Origin of the sequence: Sphingomonas sp. 2R-10 (assembly GCF_030062225.1) — a bacterium.
Classification (GTDB): Bacteria; Pseudomonadota; Alphaproteobacteria; order Sphingomonadales; family Sphingomonadaceae; genus Sphingomonas.
Map to the genome: position 1 here is coordinate 25,970 of NZ_JASCXF010000010.1, position 20,360 is coordinate 46,329.

Annotated in this window: 11 protein-coding genes; 9 read left to right on the forward strand and 2 right to left on the reverse strand. The window is 67.8% G+C overall.

Annotated features, from left to right (window positions below):
* Positions 1-10: 10 nt before the first annotated feature.
* Positions 11-2,797 (reverse strand): M16 family metallopeptidase, encoded by a 2,787-nt coding sequence (locus QLH51_RS06425; RefSeq protein WP_164516131.1) that lies wholly within the window; start codon positions 2,795-2,797, stop codon positions 11-13.
* Between the two features lie 153 nt (positions 2,798-2,950).
* Between QLH51_RS06425 and QLH51_RS06430 the strand changes: the two genes are divergently transcribed.
* A complete protein-coding gene (locus QLH51_RS06430; RefSeq protein WP_125656984.1) occupies positions 2,951-4,345 on the forward strand; it encodes a sensor histidine kinase in 1,395 nt (464 codons plus the stop codon).
* Positions 4,346-4,394: 49 nt separating this feature from the next.
* Here the strand turns inward: QLH51_RS06430 and QLH51_RS06435 are convergent, their stop codons facing one another.
* Positions 4,395-4,889, reverse strand: coding sequence for a fumarylacetoacetate hydrolase family protein (locus QLH51_RS06435; protein ID WP_206428974.1), 495 nt, complete (start codon positions 4,887-4,889; stop codon positions 4,395-4,397).
* Between QLH51_RS06435 and QLH51_RS06440 the strand changes: the two genes are divergently transcribed.
* The 8 genes from QLH51_RS06440 (at position 4,866) to QLH51_RS06475 (ending at position 20,188) form a co-directional block, all read left to right on the forward strand.
* Positions 4,866-5,879 carry a hypothetical protein gene (locus tag QLH51_RS06440; protein ID WP_206428973.1) on the forward strand — a complete coding sequence of 338 codons (1,014 nt, stop codon included), beginning with the start codon at positions 4,866-4,868 and terminating at the stop codon, positions 5,877-5,879. The two genes, QLH51_RS06435 and QLH51_RS06440, sit on opposite strands and share 24 nt — an antisense overlap.
* 75 nt (positions 5,880-5,954) lie before the next feature.
* Positions 5,955-8,165 (forward strand): pyrroloquinoline quinone-dependent dehydrogenase, encoded by a 2,211-nt coding sequence (locus QLH51_RS06445; RefSeq protein WP_125656978.1) that lies wholly within the window; start codon positions 5,955-5,957, stop codon positions 8,163-8,165.
* Positions 8,166-8,345: 180 nt separating this feature from the next.
* Positions 8,346-8,825 (forward strand): RNA polymerase sigma factor, encoded by a 480-nt coding sequence (locus QLH51_RS06450; protein ID WP_164516130.1) that lies wholly within the window; start codon positions 8,346-8,348, stop codon positions 8,823-8,825.
* On the forward strand, positions 8,822-9,799 hold the full coding sequence (locus QLH51_RS06455) for a FecR family protein (protein WP_125656972.1): 978 nt from the start codon (positions 8,822-8,824) through the stop codon (positions 9,797-9,799). Before QLH51_RS06450 ends, QLH51_RS06455 begins: the two co-directional genes overlap by 4 nt.
* Before the next feature lie 98 nt (positions 9,800-9,897).
* Complete coding sequence (locus tag QLH51_RS06460; protein WP_164516129.1) at positions 9,898-12,717, forward strand: TonB-dependent receptor; 2,820 nt, start codon at positions 9,898-9,900, stop codon at positions 12,715-12,717.
* 172 nt (positions 12,718-12,889) lie between these two features.
* Complete coding sequence (locus QLH51_RS06465) at positions 12,890-15,520, forward strand: TonB-dependent receptor (RefSeq protein ID WP_164516128.1); 2,631 nt, start codon at positions 12,890-12,892, stop codon at positions 15,518-15,520.
* A 73-nt stretch (positions 15,521-15,593) separates the two neighbouring features.
* Entirely contained in the window at positions 15,594-17,357 is a 1,764-nt protein-coding gene (locus QLH51_RS06470) for a hypothetical protein (protein WP_125656964.1), read from the forward strand.
* 86 nt (positions 17,358-17,443) lie between these two features.
* Complete coding sequence (locus QLH51_RS06475; protein ID WP_206428972.1) at positions 17,444-20,188, forward strand: DUF5695 domain-containing protein; 2,745 nt, start codon at positions 17,444-17,446, stop codon at positions 20,186-20,188.
* The last annotated feature ends 172 nt before the right edge of the window (positions 20,189-20,360 follow it).

Below are 20,360 nucleotides of genomic sequence, written 5' to 3' on the forward strand. Positions count from 1 at the left end.
ATTCGACTGCTCAGCGCAGCTTTTTGCCACTGGCGTCCCACACTTCGACCGGGGCCATGTCCAGCGCGCGGATCTCCGGCTCGATCGTCTTCAGGTCGCCGACCACCACCCATGTCAGTTGGTCCGGCTTCACGATCCGGCCGGCGGCGGCGCGGGCGGCATCCAGCGATACGGCGGACGCCCGATCCGCAGCAGAGGTGACCGAGTCGTATGCCATCCGGTATCTGCGCGCCGCGTTCAAGGTGTCCAGCATGCGGCCGGCCCCGGCGACCCGTTGCGCGATTGAACGGATCACCGTGCTTTGCACCCCTTCCAGTTCCGGCGCGATGATGGGGCGATCGGTCAGCAGGGCGGTCATTTCGCGCCGGATTTCGGCCATCGCCTCCGCCGTGTGCGCCGTCTCGATCGCACCGCCGACGGTGAACAGCCGGTCGCCGGTCGCAGCATCGTCGATCCCGCCGCCAAAACCGTAGGTCCATCCCTTCGTCTCTCGCAGGTTCATGTTCAGCCGGCCGCTTGATCCGTTCGCCAGCACTGCACTGGCGACCTGTTCGGCCGGGTCGCTGGCGGTGCCGAACGCCGGGGCGACGTTGCCTACGGTGATGCTGCTCTGGGCGGCGCCGGGGGCATCGACCAGGATGATGCGCGACCGCTGGGCGCGGGCAGGCGGCAGCGTGGCGGCCGCCGCCGGCATATTCGGGCGCCAGCTGCCGAAATAGCGCTCGGCCAACACCTTCGCCCGGGCCGGGGTGACGTCGCCGACCATCAGCAGCGTGGCATTGGACGGGCCGATTTCGCCATCGTGGAAACGGACCACCGCCGCGCGCGTCAACCCGCGATACGCTTCCGGGCGCTCGAGCTTCCCTCGAGGATCGTCATTTCCCCAGACTGCGTTGGCGAACAGCCGTTCGGCGCGTGCCTCCGGGTCCGGTTCCTCCTGCAGGCGTTGGGCGGTGCTGGCGGCGGCGGCAGCCACCGCCGCTGCCGGATAGGCGGGATGGCGCAGGACGTCGGCGGCCAATGCGAAGGATTCCTCGATCCGCGCGGTGCCTGCGCTCCAGCGGAACGCGCCCCCCTGCGCATCGACCGAGGGCGAAAGCGGCACGTCGAGTAGCGATGAACGTTCCGCGAGCCGTTCCGCATCCTGGGTGGCCGTACCCGCCGGCAAGAGCTGAAATGCAGCGGCCGCCGCACCGGGCGCGTAGCTGCGCTCGGCGAGCGTTCCGGTGTCGAATTGCATCGACATGTCCACGATCGGCAGGTTGTGTCGCTCGGCAACGACCAGCTTCATCCCGTTCGACAGCGTCATCTGCGTGATCTGCGGCATCGTCACCGTCGTCTTCAACGGTCCGGGTGGCGGGATGCGGCTGCGATCGACGTCCGCCACGCGCGTCGCGGCCTCGGGCTGTGGCAGGATCACCTGCTCGTAATAGGGGCGGCCGGCACCGAGCGACCGGCCGGCGACCGCCGCGACCTCGGCGGGGGTCGCGGCTAGCGCCCAGTCGCGCTGCTTGAGGAAGAAGCCCGGATCCTCGTGCATCACCTCGCCTTCGATCAGGAACTGACCCAGCGACGCACTGCTGTCCATGGCGCGCAGTATCGCGGTGTCAGTGCCGGTGATGATCGAGGTCAGCCCTGCCGGGGTGGGGCCCGTCTTGAAGAAGCGGCGGAGCGCGACGTCGAGGGCGGCGCTGGCCGCCTGCGGCGTCACGCCTGGGCGCAACTGCATCGCGACGCTGAACCTGCTTTCGAGCTGGTCGCTGCTGAAATCCGCTTCGACCGCAGTCGCCACCTTCGCCTGGTTTACCAGATAGTCGGTGAAGGGGGCATTGCGCACCGACGTCATCGTCCGCGCGCCCAGCAGCAACAGCGTGTTGCCGTGCGGGTCGTCGTTCGACACCGGCCAGGTGCGGGTAAGTTGCGGGGCCGCCCCGTCGAGATACACCAGATCGCGTCGCGTCGCACCCAGTGCCGGTACCCACTGGTCCGGCCGGCTGAAGGCCTTGCCGCTCCGCAGCGCGCCGAAGTATTTCGACACCTTCTCTTTCGCGGTCGCGAGGTCGATGTCGCCGGACAGGACGAGTACCGCGTTGCCCGCGCCGTAATGTTCGTCGAACCATTGTCGCACATCGTCGAGCGAGGCAGCGTCGAGATCCTCCATCGAACCGATGGTCGTGTGGGCATAGGGATGGTTCGGCGGATAATAGGCGGCCATGAACCTGCGCTGCACTTCCTCGGCGGCTGCGGATTCGCGCATCCGCTTCTCGTTCTTGACCACGCGCCGCTGCTCGTCGAGCACCTCCTGCGTGATGCCGCCGCCCAGATAGCCCATCCGGTCGGATTCCATCCACAGCGCCATGTCGAGCGCGTTGGTCGGCACGATCTCGTAGTAGCTGGTGTAGTCCGTCGTCGTACTGCCGTTCATGTCCGAAGCGCCGGCCTGGTCCATGATCGTCAGGAACTCGCCCTTGCGGTTGGCGGTCTGCTGGAACATCAGATGCTCGAAGAGGTGCGCGAAGCCGCTGCGGCCGACGGGTTCGTCCTTCGATCCGGTCTTGTACCAGATGCCGAGATACACGTTCGGCACCGAATGGTCGGTATGGACCAGCACCGTCAGCCCGTTGGGCAGCGTGAAACGCTGGTAGTCGAGCCTGATCGACGCAGGCGGGGCCGGTGCGACACGCGTCGACGGTGACGGGGCGGGGGGCGTCATCGTCCGGGCCGCACCAGGGACCGGCAGGACGAGCGCGGCACCGGCAAACAATGCCGTCACGGTCGAAGTGATGGAGAGGGTCACGTCGGCATTTCCTTCGGATCGTTCGGACGGGACACCAACCATCCCTAGCTTGCATCAGCCTTGCATCCCCACCCGGCACGGACGATACCGGCGGTTCCGTCGCACCAGGGACCAACGGATGCACCCCTTTCAGCCGTCGCGCCGGCATTTTCGATGAGCGTGCGGCTCGCACGGTCGATGCTGGCGCAGACCATCCTGTTGTCGCTGATCTTTCTGTGCAGCGGCGTCTATCTGCTCGCCGTCCGGCCGGTGCTGGATCATACCGATCCGGATATCGATCCACGCGAGGCGACGCTGACGCAGGCGACGTACCGCTTCGACGCCCTGCTCGCGGCGCCCCGCCCGCCAAAGGAGATCGAACGGACGATCGTGCGCGACCCGTTCGTGGTCGATCTGACGCGCCGCAACCCCGGTTTTCGATACGCCGCATTGGTAGGGGGGACATGGATCGGGACCGGCGAGCCGGTGCGGTATCGCGAATTCGGGCTGCAGGGGATGACGGCGGCGCGGGCCAGGGCCGCCAGCGGTGTCTGCGTACGAATGGAGCGTGTGGTGCGCTCGCGCGGGCGCGGTTTCGTGCGTTACCTGAACTGCGGCATGCCACGCTATTTCGAACTGTCCGGCATCGTCCACCCGGTGCCGATCGGACGGCCGGGACCGCTGCGAATCTATGGCGACCTGATATGGAGGAACAGTCGGCAGTTCCTGCTGCCTTCGCTGGGGGTGTTCCTGCTCTGCGCCACCATCCTCGCGATCAACATCGGCATGATCCGGCGGATGGCGGGGCTGATCGGGCCGCGCGACGAGGCGGACGGCCGCATCCACCCCCTGCCCGAAACCGGCCTGCCGGCGGAGGTGCTGCCGCTGGTCCGTGCGGTGAACGGCATGATCGCGGAGGTGACGGCTGTGGAGGAACGGCAGCGCTTCTTCCTGTCAGCGGCGGCACACGAGATGCGCACGCCGCTGACGGTCCTGCGGACCCGTCTGGAGCTGCTCGACGACGGGGAGGCAAAGGACAAGCTGGTATCCGACGTCCGCCGGCTCACCCGGCTGGTCAACGAATTGCTTACGCTGATGAGCGTCCGCGTGCGTACCGCCGTGTCGGATGCGGTCGACCTTGCCGCCTGCTGCGGACGGGTCATCGCCGCGCTCGATCCGGTCGCGACGGCTCGAGGCGTGCGGCTTGACCTCGCCGTCATGGACCCGGCGGTGCGGATCGCGGGCGACGCCGGGCTGGTGGAGGTTGCGATCACCAATCTGGTGGACAATGCCATCGCTTTCGCTCCGTCCGGAACGGCTGTCATGATCGCGATCGATGCCGAAGGCGGCGTGACGGTACGCGACCATGGAAAGGGCATTCCCGATGGGCAGGCCCGTAATCTGTTCGAACCGTTCGTGCGCTTTTCCAAGAATTACCGTGGATATGGTCTGGGGTTGACGATCGTGAAATCGGTGGCCGATCTGCACGGTGCGACCGTGTCGGCGACGAACGCGCCCGGCGGCGGGGCATGTTTCACGCTTCGTTTTTCCCGGATCACGCCTGTCTGACCCTGGGTGCCCATGCCGGATCGGTATCGACCGGAAAGGTCGTGCCGGGTTACCGCTTTCGTTCCGTAACCCTTTGATCGATCACGCCGAAGACGGGTCTGTCCAGGGCCGTGGCTGTCATCCGCACCCGGTCGCCGAACCGCATGAACGATCGCGGCGCATCGCCCCGGATCACGTCGATCGCGCGGGCGTCCGAGATGCATGACGACCCCGCCGTCGCCCAGGTGACGGTTGACAGCGTGCCCGATCCGACGATCGTTCCGGCGACGAGATCGCGGGTGCGCGCGGCGTGCGTGACGAGTTCGTGGAAGCCGAATGCCATCTCTGCACGGCCGTTCACCCGGCCGAACCGTTCGCCGTTCCACTCGATCGCGAGCGTGGCGTCGAGCCGGCTGTCGGACCAAGCTGCGCCCAGCGCCTCCGGCGTGACCGCGAACGGTGCCATGCTGCACGCCGGCTTCGCCTGGATCCAGCCGAAGCCGGTCTTCATCTCGACCGGCGCGATCTTGCGCAGCGACCAGTGATCGCCGCGATCGATCTGCACCAGTCCACCGGCCAGCCATCCTATGCCGCCGATGCGGTCCGCCTTGCGCGCGACCTGATCGCGTTGCAGGAACAGCGCCTGACCAACGACCGCGGCGTCACCGGCTATTACAACCGCGACCGTGCCGGCGCGCGCCGCGCGAACGAGTTCCACACCAGTTTCGCGGACGCGCCGGCGACCGCGTTCACCAAACTGTGTGCCGCCTTTCCCGGCCATGCCGATCGCGTGATGTGGCGGGCGGCGGTGGCGTTGGAAAGCGACTGCTTCCTGCAACGCGGCGCCGCCGAGACGGCACCCTTCCATCACGTGCCGACCGCGGTCTGGAAGCAGGCGGACATCGAACCCTATGTCGCGCGGGCGGTGCAGCAGATCGGGTTCGCACAGGCGTTCGGCGCCCCCGACATCGCTCCGCCGCCGACGGAGGCCGGCATCCGGACCAATCTGGCGGCCGAGCTGAAAGGGGCGGTACGACTGGCCGAAGCCGAATGGCTGCGGACGTTCCCGATCGCGCAGGACGCGGTCTTCCACGGGGCCGGAACGATCCAGTTGGCCCGGGCGCCCGCGCTCGTCGACGCGGTCCCTGTCGGCATGGATGCGCGGCACGACGTACCGTTCTGGCCGCACACCTGCTACATGACGTCGCGCGAGATGTGGGTCGTCCCGGCGGCAAGGATGCTTGCGCTGGTCGCGGCGCTGCACGGGACACCGCAGCCCGGACCGGCCGTGTCCCTTCGGGCCACGCCGGCCGGGGACGACGTGCGGATCGGCCTGGCCGGAACCCCGGCCGGTCGGGGCGATCTTCGCATGCCGGGACACGATATCGCGTTCGCGGCGGCATCCCGGCCGCGCGCGGGGCAGCCGGTCTGGACGGGACGTCCGGTCGATCCGTCGAGGGCATGGGTCGCGCAGCTGGAAACCGCGGACGGCACGTTCGTCGCCGATATCGTCGGCGGCCCCGGCATCCGGCATGATGCAGCGACCGGTTCCTGATACCCTGCCCCGGCGCAGCGTCGCGTGCGCTCCCCCGATGACGGGAGGCACCATCGCAACAGGCAAGGAACGACGATGACGGCACGGACGAACGGCAGCAACGGCCTGGCACGGGTATTGCCGCTGTCGATCACGGGACTGTCGATCGCGGGACTGGCGCTCGCGGCGGCGTCTTCCTGCACGCCCTATCCGCAACCCACGGATCGCGACTGGCGGACCTATGGCGGCGATCCGGCGGGGCAGCGCTATTCGACGCTCACGCAGATCAATCGCGACAACGTCGCGCAACTGACGGAGGTATGGCGGTTCGCCGCCGGCGACGAGGGCGGGGTGCAGACCCATCCGCTCGTCGTCGGCACCACGCTGTACGGCTATACCAGCGATCAGACCGCGTTCGCGCTGGACGCGGCCACCGGCCGGGAATTGTGGCGTTTCGCACCCGGACAGACCAGCGGACAGGCGGCGCGGGGAATGACCTATTGGGCCAGTGCGCGGGACGAGCGGCTGTTCGTCTCCAACGCCAGTTTCATCTATGCGCTCGATCCGGGCAGCGGAGAACCGGTCGCCGGGTTCGGCGATGGTGGCCGGATCGATCTGCGCGAAGGGCTGGGCCGCGATCCGGAACAGAATGCCGTCTTTCCGACGAGCCCCGGCACCCTCTTTCGCGATACGCTGATCGTCGGGTTCCGCACGGCGGAGAATGCACCGGCCGCGCCCGGCGACATCCGGGCGTATGACGTGCGCACCGGCCGACTCAAATGGTCGTTCCACACCATACCGCACGATCGCGAGGTCGGACACGAAACCTGGCCCGCGGGTGCCGCAAGGACGGCGGGCGGCGCCAATGCCTGGGCCGGTCTCGCGGTCGATACCCGGCGCGGCATCGTGTATGTGCCCACCGGTTCGCCCGTGTTCGATTTCTTCGGCAGCAACCGCAAGGGCGACAACCTATATTCCGACAGCCTCGTCGCGCTCGATGCCGCCACGGGCAAGCGGCTGTGGCATTTCCAGGCCGTGCACCACGACCTCTGGGACCGGGACTTTCCCTCGCCACCGACGCTGCTGACGGTCACGCGGGGCGGGCGGCGGATCGACGCCGTAGCGCAGACGACCAAGCAGGGCTTCGTCTTCGTGTTCGATCGCGTCACGGGCAAGCCGCTCTTTCCGATCGAGGAGCGGCCTGTCCCGGCCGGCGACGTGCCGGGCGAGACGACGTCGCCCACGCAGCCGTTTCCGATCGCCCCGGCACCTTTCGCGCGTCAGCAACTGACCGAGGCGATGCTCACCCGCCGCACGCCTGCCGCGCATGCGGACGCGCTGGCCCGTTTCCGGACGATGCGCAGCGCGGGACAGTTCGTTCCGTTGTCGACCGATCGCGACACGATCGTCTTTCCCGGCTTCGACGGCGGCGCCGAATGGGGCGGATCGGCGGCCGACCCGCGCACCGGGGTACTCTACGTCAATTCCAACGACGTTCCGTGGTACACGCGGCTCGTGCCCAATACCGTGGCGCGCGATGCCGGGCCGGGCGAGCGGGCCTATCGGGCGAACTGCTCGTCCTGCCACGGCGCCGACCGGGGCGGTTCGCCGCCGGATGTTCCCGACCTCACCATGGTTGGTTCGCGCCTGACCGCCGCAGCGATCGCCGCGACGATCGTGCAGGGCAGGGGGCGCATGCCGGGCTTTCCGCAGATCGCCGCCGCCGATCGCGCAGCGCTGGTCGCCTGGCTGGCATCGGGCGGGAAGGCGCCCGTCGGCGATCGTCGGGAAGTGACGTCGACGGGCGGAACGGCGGTCCGCGAGCCCTATGCCATCTCGGGCTACAACAAGTTCCAGGACATCGACGGATATCCCGCCGTGCGGCCGCCATGGGGCACGCTGAACGCGATCGACCTCAATACCGGGCGCTACCTGTGGAAGGTGCCGCTGGGCGAATATCCGGAACTGGCCGCGCGGGGGATGCGCAACACCGGATCCGAAAACTATGGCGGCCCGATCGCGACCGCCGGGGGCATCGTCTTCATCGGGGCGACGATCCACGACCGCAAGCTGCGCGCGTTCGACAGCCGCACCGGCCGGCTGCTATGGACGGGCGACCTGCCGTTCGCGGGCAACGCGACGCCGGTCACCTATTCGGTCGCCGGGCGCCAGTATGTCGTCATCGCGACCAGCGGCGCGCGGGACAAGAAGGGGCCACAGGGGGCGGCCTATATCGCCTTCGCCCTGCCCGACCGTCGCGGCGGACGAACGGCCGCGGCACCGGCCGCACGTGCACGGGGGCAGTGAACGCGATCCGGGGGGCGCCTGGCTGCGCGATCGTCCGTCGTCCATGCTGTCGACACTGGTTGCACCGGCGCGCGGGTGTATAAGGGGATGGTGTCCGTCTGTACGATCCATCCATAGAGAACGAGCCTGAGCTTGCACCACAAGGCTAGTCAACGCTCGGACGGGATAGTCGCCGGACTGGTGCGCACGCACCGCCTGCTGATCGTGCGGTTCTTCAATCGCCATGCGCAGGACAAGGCCGATGTCCCCGACCTCGTGCAGGACGCGCTGCTGAAGCTCATCCGGACCAACCTTCCGGAAAAGATCGACAATCCCGACAGCTACGTCATCAGCGTGGCCCGGTCGGTGCTGGTGGATCACCATCGACGTCGACAAGCCCGTCATGCGGGGGATCATGCTTCGCTGGACGAAGTCGACGTGTCGAGTACGGATTTCGGCGCCGACCGCGTCCTAGACAGCAGGGCGATGGCCGAACGCATACAGGCAGCGCTGCTCGAACTGCCGGAACGTACCCGGGACGTATTCGCGCTAAGGACATTGCGGGAGATGAGGATGGCCGAGGTTGCCCGGACGATGCGGATTTCGCTGAGCACGGCGGAAAAGCATCATGCACGTGCCCTGGCACACCTCGTCCAGCGCCTGATGGACTTTCGCGAATGACGACGAACGCGCTCGAACAGGCCGCGCGATGGCATGCCCGCCTCGAGGATGCACCGGACGGGGCGTCGCTCGATGCGGCGCAGGTCGGCTTCGATGCGTGGCAGCGCACCCATGGGGGCAACCCACGGGCCTATGCCGCCGTCGCCGCCATCGAAGCGGTCGCCTGCGAACTGGGCGGCGAGGACGCGCTTCGGCAGATGGCCGACGAGGCGCTGGCACGTGCCGACGCGCGGTCGGGAAACACCCCGCGGCGGGGTGCCGCGGTGCTGATCGCCCTGCTCGTCGCCCTGCCGGTGGCGGCGCTGACGCTGCACCATGTCGGCAGTCCACCGTCCCCCCCCGGCGTTCCGGTGCAGCAGGCGCGGACCTTCGCGACCGCCATCGGCCAGCGGCGGCTCGTCACGCTCGGCGATACCACCCGAATTCTCCTCGATACCGCCAGTCGCCTGACGGTGCGGGGATCGACATTGTCGGTGCAGGGGCAGGCGCTGATTACCGCGGGGCGTTCGCCCGTGGTCCTGAACGTCGGCGACCGGCGGGTGCGGATCCGGTCGGGATCGCTCAACGCCCGGGTCGAGGCGGATCGCGTCGAACTGCTCGCGCAGGGTGCGGGCACCGAAGTCACGGTCGCAGACGGCGTTTCGGCGCCGCCCGCCGCGCTGCCGCCCGGCGACCTGCTGTCGATCGATGGGGGCAAGGCCCGCGTGGCCCGCGCGCCCGATCCCGGTGCGATCGCCGGCTGGCAGACCGGCTGGCTGCAGTTCGACGACGTGCCGCTGGCGCGTGCGGTGCGCGAGGTGAACCGCTATCGCCCCGTCCGGATCGGCATCGTGGGCGATGTCGCACCCCTGCGGATCAGCGGATCGTTCCGGACCGGTTCCGACGACACGTTCCTCGACCTAGTCGCCGCGACGCTGCCGGTCCGGATCGATCGCGCCGGGGGGCGGCCGAGGATCGTCGCCACCGGTCGCTGAACTAATTTTGTCGGACTATACGGGTTTTCGAAAGCGCCGCGTCTACCCCTATGTACCGGCCTGACAAACGATCGAGGCAGGACGTGGGAGCTGGGGAGGTGACGCGCCGGATGGCCAAGCTGCTGGGCATGACGAGCCTGCTGACGGCCGGCCTTGCCGAACCGGCATGGCCGCAGACGCCGCCCCGGCCGGGCGTCGTCCGGCCATCGATCGTCAGTATCCCCCGGGGAGAACTGTCGCGTGCCCTGCGGCGCTTTTCGCAGCAGACCGGTCGTGACGTCAGCTTTCCGCCGCAGCTCGTTCGCAAGAAGACGGCAGGACCGGTCGATGGCCGGCTGCACCCCGATATCGCGCTCACCCGGCTGCTGTCCGGGACCGGCCTGTCGTTCCGGGCGATCGGCAAGGGCTATGTGCTGGTCGCGGCGCCCGCGCCCGTGCGGCCGGTCGTCCGGGCCGATGCCGCCCCGCCACCGTCCGTCGATGCCGACATCGTCGTGATCGGCACGCGGCTCGGCGGTGGCGAGGCGGCCGATATCAAGCGGCGTGCGCTGCAATCGGTCAGCGTGCTGACCCAGGACGATATCGCCGCGCTGCCCGATACGTCGCTTGCCGACGTCGTCCGGCGCATACCGGGCCTGCAATTGTCGGTGCGTGCCGGCGGCGGCATCGTGACGATCCGGGGGCTCAGCCAGACCGAGGACCGGATCAACGGCCGCAACCTGTCGAATACCGTCGTGCGCGGCTTCGACATCGCGGCGCTGCCGTCCGACATCGTCTCCGGCATCGACGTCTACAAGACGCCGTCCGCCAGCCAGATCGAGGGCGGCATCGGCGGCGTGATCGATTTCCATACGCGGCGGCCGTTCGACGTCGACGGGGGCGAGATCGCGGTGACGGCAAAGGGTGTCCTGGGCGACCTCGACGGCCGGATGCGCCCCTATGTCTCGGGACATGCCGGCGGCCGGATCGACACGCCGGTCGGCGAGATGGGGCTGCTGGTCGGTGGCAGCCACCAGGCACAGGACATCGCCCAGGATCTGGTGCGTATCGACTCGATCGCCCCGCAGGTCACCGCGACCGGCGACACGATCGACGCGCCGGTCAACGCCACCAAACGCTATCTGCGCGGGACCAAGGCGCTGACCGCCGGCTATGCCGCCGCCCAATGGCGTCCGTCCGGGTCGCTCGAGCTGGCTGGCGACCTTCTTTACAATCGCAGCGTGCTCGACTTCACGAACACCTCGTTGCAGGTGGCACTGGCCGATGCGACGGCGAGCGGACCGTTCGCGCCCGACGCGCGGGGCGATACGATCCGGGCCGGGCGATGGACGGACGCGCCCGTGACGTCGAGCACCAGCCATGGCACCGGCACGTTCCACACGCTGCAATGGGGCGTGTCGGCCCGCTATCGGCACGGGCCGGTGACCTTGCTGGCGGACGTGTCGCAGACGGGTACGCGGTTCGACTATGGCGCGCCGACGCTGACGCTGCGCAGCGTCGCGCCGGAGGTGGCGTATGATGCAGCCGGCGGACTGCCGCGGTTCGTGCTGGCCGGTGTCGATCCGGCGCGGAGTGCCGCATGGCGGTTCGCGACGCTGGGCGATTTCGCGGTACGGGACACCAACGGCGAACATGCCTATCGCCTCGATGGCACCTATGCGCTGAACGGACCGATCCAGTCGGTGAAGGCCGGGGTCCGGATCGCCCGACGCTCGGTCGTTCACGGGCTCGGCTTTCGTACCGGGGCGGCACCGGACGATGCGGGAACGGTCGAGGGCAGCGGGTTCGTCGGCCTGACCGACGGAGACCTGTTCGGCGCGGCCTATCCGCAATCGCGCTGGATCGCGCCACGCCCGGCGATATTGTCGGCCGGGCGGGTCGGCGCGGTCCGGGCCGCTTTCGGCATCGACCCGGCCATGCCGGATCTCGATCCGGCGCTGGGCTATCGTGCGGAGGAAACGGCGGGCAGCGGCTATGCCGAGGCGACGTTCAGCGGCACGATCGGTGACATCCCCGTCGATGGCAATGCGGGTCTGCGCTACGCGGCGACGATCCTGTCGATCGCGGGGCCGACGGCGTCGCTCACCATGAAACGCCGCTATGCCCATTGGCTACCCAGCATCAACCTGCGCGCCGAAGTCGGTCTCCGGCTCTATGCCCGGCTCTCCTATTCGCGCCAGATTTCGCGGCCGGCCTTCAACCTGCTCGCCCCGACGGTGTCGCTGGACTTCGTCAACGGCACGGGAGACGCGGGAAACCCGGCGCTGAATGCGCTGGTCGCCGACCAGTTCGATGCGGCGCTGGAATATTATCCTGCACCCGGCGCGAACCTGTACGCGGCAGCCTTCTACAAACAGGTCGGCGGGTTCATCCGGATGGTCGGAGCACCCGAAACGGTGAACGGGCAACGGTTTCTCATCAACCGGCCGTTCAACGTGGACGACGGCTGGATCGGCGGCGTGGAAGCCGGCTTCAAACAGCGCTTCACGGGCCTGCCGGGCGCGCTTGCCGGCCTGGGGTTGCAGGCGAACTACACGTTCATCGACAGTTTCGAAGCGGATAACGGCGCAGGCGTGCGTGTTCCGCTGGAGCAGATGTCGCGCCACAACTACATGCTGGCCGCGACCTACGACCGCGACGGCATTTCGGCCACCCTGACATGGACGTGGCGCAGCCGGATCGCAGAGGTCTCTCGCGGTGATTCGTTCGGCCGCCCGCTGTTCCGCGACCCCTATGGGCAACTGGACGGCAGCGCGACCGTGCCGCTGTCGCCGCGGGTTTCGGTCACGATGGGGGCGATCAACCTGCTGCAACGCCGGTCGACCGAGTATTTCGGCACCTCGCGGTTGCTCAATCAGTCCTTCATCGAAAGTCGTCGCATGATGATCGGCCTGACGATCCGCTCCAAGCCCACATAACCGGCACGGGGCGACCAACGATATTACGGATCGGCATCACCTGCATTTCGCGGGGTGTCGAATGGCGTCCGGCACACGGGCGGGAAGACACGGGGACACTGCCACCAGCCGGGCATGTCCCATCAATCGGGAAAGCCGATCCCCGACGGGGACGGAAATGGGAGGGGACACGATGAATACCACGCTTTCGAACACCTCGCGGATGCTGCGCGCCGGCCTGCTGGCGACCTGCGTCGGCTATGCGATGCTGGCGACCGCATCGGTCCACGCGCAGGACGCGGCCGGTCAGGCACCGGGCGACCGGACCGATCCGGCGGCGACCGCATCCGACGATTCGGACGAGATCGTCGTCGTCGCGCGCGGCCAGGGTACGCGCGACGCGCGGCTCAAGAATCTGCAGACCGTCGACGCCATCGGTTCCAAGGACATCGATTCGATGCCCTCGCAGAACCTTTCGGACGTGTTGAAGCGCCTGCCCGGCGTGCAGGTGACCTATGACAATGGCGAGGCGCAGCAGCCGAACATCCGCGGCGTCGGCTTCATCCAGACGACGATCGACGGCCGTGAGACGGTGACGGCCAACGCCCGCGCGTTGCAGATCGGCGATCTTCCCGGCGACGTCGTCAATTCGGTCGAGGTGTTCAAGACGCCGTCCGCCAACCTGATCGAAGGCGGGATCGGCGGCCTGGTCGAGGTCAAGACGCGCGAGCCGCTGTCCTATTCGCAACCCGCCGCCACCGGGCAGGTGTCGATGTCGATGGATGACAAGCGGGGCAAGCCCCTGCCGCAGGGATCGATCGCGGTCGGCGGGGCATGGGATACCGGTATCGGCCGCATCGGCGCGTCGTTGGGCGTCGCGCATACCGCCGTGCTGCTGCGCAGCGACTTTTTCATCACCAGCTATGCGAAGCGCACCAACGTCTTCGACATCAACGGCAACGGCGTGCTCGGCGATGCGGCGGACAATGCCATCATTCCGTCCTTCGCCCTGCCGATCCAGATCAACGCGCGCCATTCGCGCGATTCGGTGATCGGTAACCTGCAATGGGCGCCGTCCGACGAACTGACGCTGTCGGGGGCCTATTTCAAGGGGCGCTACCTGGACGAGTCGCAGCAATATTCGCTGGTCGCGCCGGTGCCGGCGACCGCCAATTCGGCGGCCAATGCCCGCAGCTTCAAACTGGTCGAGGATTCGCCGGTCGACCTGCCGCTGGTCCGGACCGGCACCTATGCCAATGTCGCGCTGACCGCCCAGAGCCTGTACGTCCGCCCGTTCCGGTCGGTCGGGCAGGGCAGCCTGTCGGCCAAATGGGTGCGCGACAGCCTGACGATCAGTGCGCAGGGCGATTTCACCAAGAGCCAGAACAACAACGACATCCTGATCTTTGCCGCGGCGGGCACCGCCCCCAACCTGACCTATAACGGCGCGACGTCGCCCGAACGCGGATCGATCTCGGTCACGGGTCTCGACATCACCCAGCCGGCCAGCTTCACCCGGCTCAGCTACAACCAGATCCTCCAGCGCAACGACAGTTCGGGAAATTCGCAGCGGGTCGACGTCGAATATCGGCCGGAAGGTTTTCTGACCGCGTTCCAGGTCGGCTTCCGGCGGACCTTCCGCCGGTCCACCGCGAACCAGGCGAGCCTGAACCAGGACATCACCGGCACGCTGGCGTCGATTCCGGGGTTGTCGACCGCATCGCCCGATGGCGACTTCGTGGTCGCCAATCCCAATCTGTTCGCGGACAAGCTGGGCTTCCTGTCGAAGGTCGGGTTGCCCGCGCAGCTTCCCCCGTTCTCCCCGCGCAACTTCTTCCAGCTGCGCGAGCGGACCGACGCGGTCTATGCGCGGGCGGTCTACGGGTTCAGCGTCGCCGGCATCCCGATCGACGGCGACCTCGGCATCCGCGGCGTGCGCAATCACAATCGTGGCAACGCCTTCGCCCTGTCGGCGGGGCGGGCGACGCCGATCCGGAACGAGGGGACGACCACCGACTGGCTGCCCAGCGCGACGATCCGCGCGAAGCTGACGGATACCCTGACGGCACGGGCCAGCGCCGCACGCACCGTCGCCCGGCCCAATTTCACCGCATTGTCGCCGGGGCTGACGCTCAACGCCGACCTGACCGGCGGGGGCGGCAATCCCGACCTGAAGTCCTTCTATGCGAACGGCATCGATGTCGGCCTCGACTGGCTCTTCTCGCCATCGGGCTATGTGACGGTGGCGGTGTTCGGCAAGACGTTGAAGGGGCTGGTCCAGAACAACATCACCGAAGAGACGATCAACGGCCTCCTCTATCGCATCTCGCGCCCGATCAACGGTTCGTCGGATTCGACGTTCAAGGGCATCGAGATCAACGTCAACAAGAAGTTCGTCGAACTGCCGGGACTGTGGTCCGGCTTCGGGTTCGACGGCAACTATACCTATCTCGACAGCCAGCTGACCAACGCCGCCGGGGTCAAGACGCAGATTCCGGGCCTGGCGAAGCACACGATCAATACGTCCGCCTATTACGACAAGGATGCGGTGCTGGTCCGGCTCGGCTATACGCTGACGACCAGTTTCGTGAACAACCCCAATTTCGGCGGCGTGCCCGAACTGGGCGGGGCCGAACTCTTCGGCAGGCAGGAGGTCGTCGACGCCACCTTCCAGTACCGGATCAACGAACACTTCCGCCTGACGGCCAACGCCATGAACGCGCTGCAGCCGGCGGTGGGATATTATAACGGGTTCCGGGAAACGCCCAACAACAGCTACCGGACCTATCGCCGGTATCAGCTGGGCCTGAAGTTCGATTTCTGACGCGGTCCGCCGGGAGCGTGCGCGCATCCCGGCGGCCCCCCGTGCCCGCCTGCGAGATGAACAAGGAACCAGAATGACGATATCCCGCCGTACGATGCTGGCCGGCAGTGCCGGCGCGGCCGCCGCCACCGCGATGGCCGCCCCCGGCGCCGTTGCCGCACCGGTCGCCAATCCCGCCGGCCTGCGTCTGCTGACGTCGACCGACGGGGTGTTCACGCCGCCCAAGGGCGCGCCGGTCATGAAGTTCAGCTTCTCCAACCCCGAACCGTCGGTCGAGTTCGGCGGATTGCTGTTCGGGTTCGAGGTAATCAGCTTCGAGAACAGCTACGGCATCGATCCCGCGACGGTCACGCTCCGCAGGAGCGATGGCCGCCTGGAACTGAAGGCGGCCGGGTTCACCTGGGCGGGCGGCACGCGCCGGCGCGCCGGATCGCTGACCGCGACGCTGGAAAAGACGCCGTCCGGTGCGCTGGAATGGCAGGTAGCGGCTGCGCTCGACATACCGGTCAAATCGATCAAGACTATCGTGCGCGGCCTGCCGCGCGGGCGGCTGTCGGTGTCGGCCAACGACTGGAGCGATCCGGGCGACAACGAACGGGTCGTTGAATATCCCGCGCTCATGGGCGGCATGGCAACGCCGCTCGTCGCGATCGAGGGCGGCGACAAGCGCGTCTGGGGCATCTCCGCGCTCCAGACCGAGGTGCGGCCGGCGCGCTTCGCCTTCCTCCCCGGGCCGGACGGCTACAAGACCGAATTGCTGTACGAGCAGGCCGGGTGGGAACGCAGCGGCACGGTGACGACCTGTCGCTGGCGGATCGCGGTGGCGGCCGACTTCGCCGGCGTGGCGCGGCCGCATTTCCAGGCGGTCGAGGCGGCGTGGCGCATCCCGAAGCTGCGCGAGCGCACCGACGCGCCCGATTGGGCGAAGCATGTCGCGCTGGTCCTGTCGCTGCATGGCGAGCACTGGACCGGCTATGTCTTCAACGATTTCGACCGGCAGCTGGAGATCCTGCGCTGGACCGCGAAACAGATCGATCCGAAGACGGTCATGGTGTTCCTGCCCGGCTGGGACGGTCGCTATTACTGGGACTATCCCAACTTCACGATCGGCAAGGCGACCGGCGGCGAGGCGGCGTTCCGGCGCCTGCTGACGGAGGGGCGCAAGCTCGGCTTCCGCTTCGGACTGATGTTCGGCACCAACATCGCCAACCCGCTGTGGCCGGGGTTCGACACGATCGCCGATGCGCAGTTGCGGACGATCTACGACGTGCCCTTCGCCTCCGACTATGTCGACTGGGACGGCGACCGCAAGGGCGAGCCGAGCATGGTGTTCATGAACGTCGCGGTGAAGAGCTGGCGCGATCACCTGAAGAGGCGGATCGCCGACATGCTGTCGCGCTATCCCGTCGACGCCTATTTCCTCGACATCTGCGGCCTGTGGGAAAACAATCCGCAGGGCGACCAGCTGGTCGGTACGCGCACGCTGGTCAAGGAACTGGCGGCGACGCATCCCGGCGTCATCCCGATCGCCGAGATGGCCTATGACGCGCAGATGGGGTTCATCCCGATGAACCACGTCGCGCGCTACCCCCTGTATCCGCAGGCGAGCTTCGATACCGTCGCCTCGTTCAACCATCTCAGCCATGCGGCGCCGGGACGCGGGTCGAGCGGGGTGCACGAGATCGGCTTCACCCGGTACACCCCGGTGACGATCGACCAGCCGCAAATCCCGACGATCACCTTCGTCGACGACACCTTCACCAAGGAACGCGATTTGGTGATGAAGGATATCGCCACCGCCAGGGCGCGCTTCGCGGCGCGGGGGCAGTGGACCTGACGGCGCCATCCTCGCACGCGACGGCGGTTTCCATGATCGATCGCGACCGCAAGGTTCCCACCCTCCAGACCTGCCGGCGGAAAAACGTGATCCGACCCTTCCTGCGAATCGCCCTGTCATCCTGTCTTCTCGCCGTTGCGTGCGGCGCGACCGTAACGCGATCGTCCCCGCGCGCGACGACGCCCGCCGTCGCGCTGCGCGAGGCGAGGGTCGGCGATTTCCTGATCGGCCTGCGTCGCGACACACAGACACTGGCTCGTCTATCGCCGCTGTCCGAACCGGGGTTCAGCTTCGTTCCCCTTTCGCATCAGGCCGCGCGCGCGGGCGACGGCTACAATCATCTCGGCGACCTGCACCTGCGCGTGCGGGAAGCCGGGGGGACGTGGCGGGATTTCGACTCCTCGCGCACCCGCCGCCCGATCCGTGCGTTGCGCGCAACCGGCGCGACCATCGCCGCTGCCGACATCACCGCGACCATGGGGGCCGACGCGCCGTTCCGGATCGAGCGTCGCTGGCTGAACGAGGGCGGTCAGGTCGCGCTGCGCTTTCGCATCCTGAACACCTCGGCCCGGTCGCTGGAACTGGGCGCTGTCGGAATGCCGATGGTCTTCGACAACATCCTGACCGGGCGCAACCTCGACGATGCCCATGCCCATGCCAGCTTCGTCGATCCCTATATCGGTCGCGACGCCGGCTATCTTCAGGTGACGCGCCTCAACGGGCGCGGTCCCGCGCTGCTCGTCCTGCCCGAACGGGGGTCGCCGCTCGAAGCCTATGTGCCGATGGCGCCGGCGGGCGAATCGACCGCGTCCCCGTTCACCGACCGCACGCCGCGATCGGTAACGTTCGAGGGGTTCTTCGACTGGACGATCCATTCGACCGGTTACGCCGACCGGGAATGGCGTGGCGCGGACGAACAGTGGAACGTTCCGACCGGGCGGACGCTGGCGCCGGGCGAGGCGGCGGAGTTCGGTGTCCGGTTGGCGCGGTCCCCCGATATCCGCTCGATCGATCGAACGCTGGCCGCGAACCGTCGACCCGTCGTGGCGGGCTTCCCCGGCTATGTCCTGCCCGCCGACCAGACCGGCACGTTCTTCGTGAAGGCGCCGTCGGCGATCATCGGGATCGCCAGCCATCCGGCGGGGGCGCTGACGTTGACGCCGGCGGGAAAGCGGAACGGCTGGACCCGGTTCGCGGTGCGCCCGAACGGCTGGGGCCGCGCGCGGCTGACGATCGCCTATGCCGATGGCCGGAAGCAGACGGTCAGCTACTTCCTGACGAAGCCGCTGGCCGCGGCTACCGCCGACCTCGGCCGGTTCTCGCTGAGCCGGCAATGGTATGACGATCCCGGCGACCCGTTCCGGCGGGGACCGGCGATCCTGAGTTTCGACCGCGAGGCCGGCAAGGTCGTCCTCAGCGATCATCGCATGTGGATTCCCGGCATCGGTGACGAGGCGGGATCGGGCAGCTGGGTCGCGGCGGTGATGAAGCAGTTCGTCAATCCCGACGCAGGTGAGATCGCGCGGATCGAACGCTTCGTGGACGAAACGCTCGTCGGCAAGCTGCAGGTCGCCGATGGCCGCCATGCCGGGGCCGTGCGCAAGAGTCTGGTGTGGTATGACCGGGCACGGTTCCCGGACCAGTATCCCGGTCCGGCCGATCCCCGCTGGTGGCAATGGTCGTGGGACAGGAAGGAGGCGGATCGCCTCGACCGATCGTATAACTATCCGCATGTCGCGGCGGTCCACTGGGCGCTGTATCGGCTGGCGCGCAATCATCCGGGGCTGGTGACGCGCCACGACTGGCGCTGGTATCTGGATCATGGCTACCGGACGGCGGTGGCGATGACCCGCGACGCGGCGCTCTATTCCGAATTCGGGCTGATGCTGGGCGATGTCTACGTCGATATCCTCGTCGCGTTGCAGCGGGAAGGAATGACCGCGCAGGCGGCGCATCTCGAGCGATTGATGCGGGCACGCGCCGATCACTGGCGCTCGCTGCGCTATCCGTTCGGGTCGGAGATGCCCTGGGATTCGACCGGCCAACCCGAAGTCTATGCGTGGATGCGCCATTTCGGCTTCACCCCCCAGGCGGAGACGACGCGTGACGTGATCCTCGGCTACGACCCCGCCATTCCCAATTGGGGGTATAACGGCAATGCGCGCCGTTACTGGGATTTCGGCACGTCGGGCAAATATGAGCGGGTGGAGCGGCAGATCCACCATTATGCCTCCGCGCTCAATGCGGTGCCGCTGCTCGACGCGTTCCGGCGGAATCCCGCCGACCTCCATCTGCTGCGGGTCGCCTATGGTGGTCTGATGGGGCCGATGACGGCAATCGATCGCGACGGTGCCTCGTCGACCGCGTTCCATTCGTGGCCCGACATGATGCGACACGATCCGTACAGCGGCGATTTCGGGATCGGCTTCTTCGGCCATGCCTATGCCACCGCGACCTATGCGGTGGACGATCCGACCTTCGGCTGGCTGGGATTTGGCGGCACGGTCACGATGGCGGGCGACGCGGTGACCATCGTTCCGCAGGACGGTGCGCGATCGCGGCTGTTTGTTGCGCCCGCGGGACAGTGGATCACGCTGGAGGCGGGCCGGATCGCGCGGGCGGTCTATTCGCCGGTGGCGCACCGGATCACCCTGACGCTCGACCCGGCGGACCACGTCACCCCGGCCGCTCGGCTGTTCGTCGAGGGGACGACACCCGGGACTGTGGCGATGAAACCGGACCGGGGCGTGATGGAACGCGGCGGCTTCACCGTGCGGCTCGCCGACACTCCGACCATCGTAACGCTGTCGGCAAACGCGAAGCGGCCCTAGGTGTTTGATCCCGGCATTTGATGGTTCGCAAAGCATTGGGCAGGTTCGGCCGGATATCCGGGACATTCGGTCACCGCCTGCCCGGTACGGTCGCCCGAACGGGGCGGGAGATTACCGGACGAAGAGATCGCGACGGCATCGAGTTCGCGCACCAGTTCGTCGAGCGTCGCCG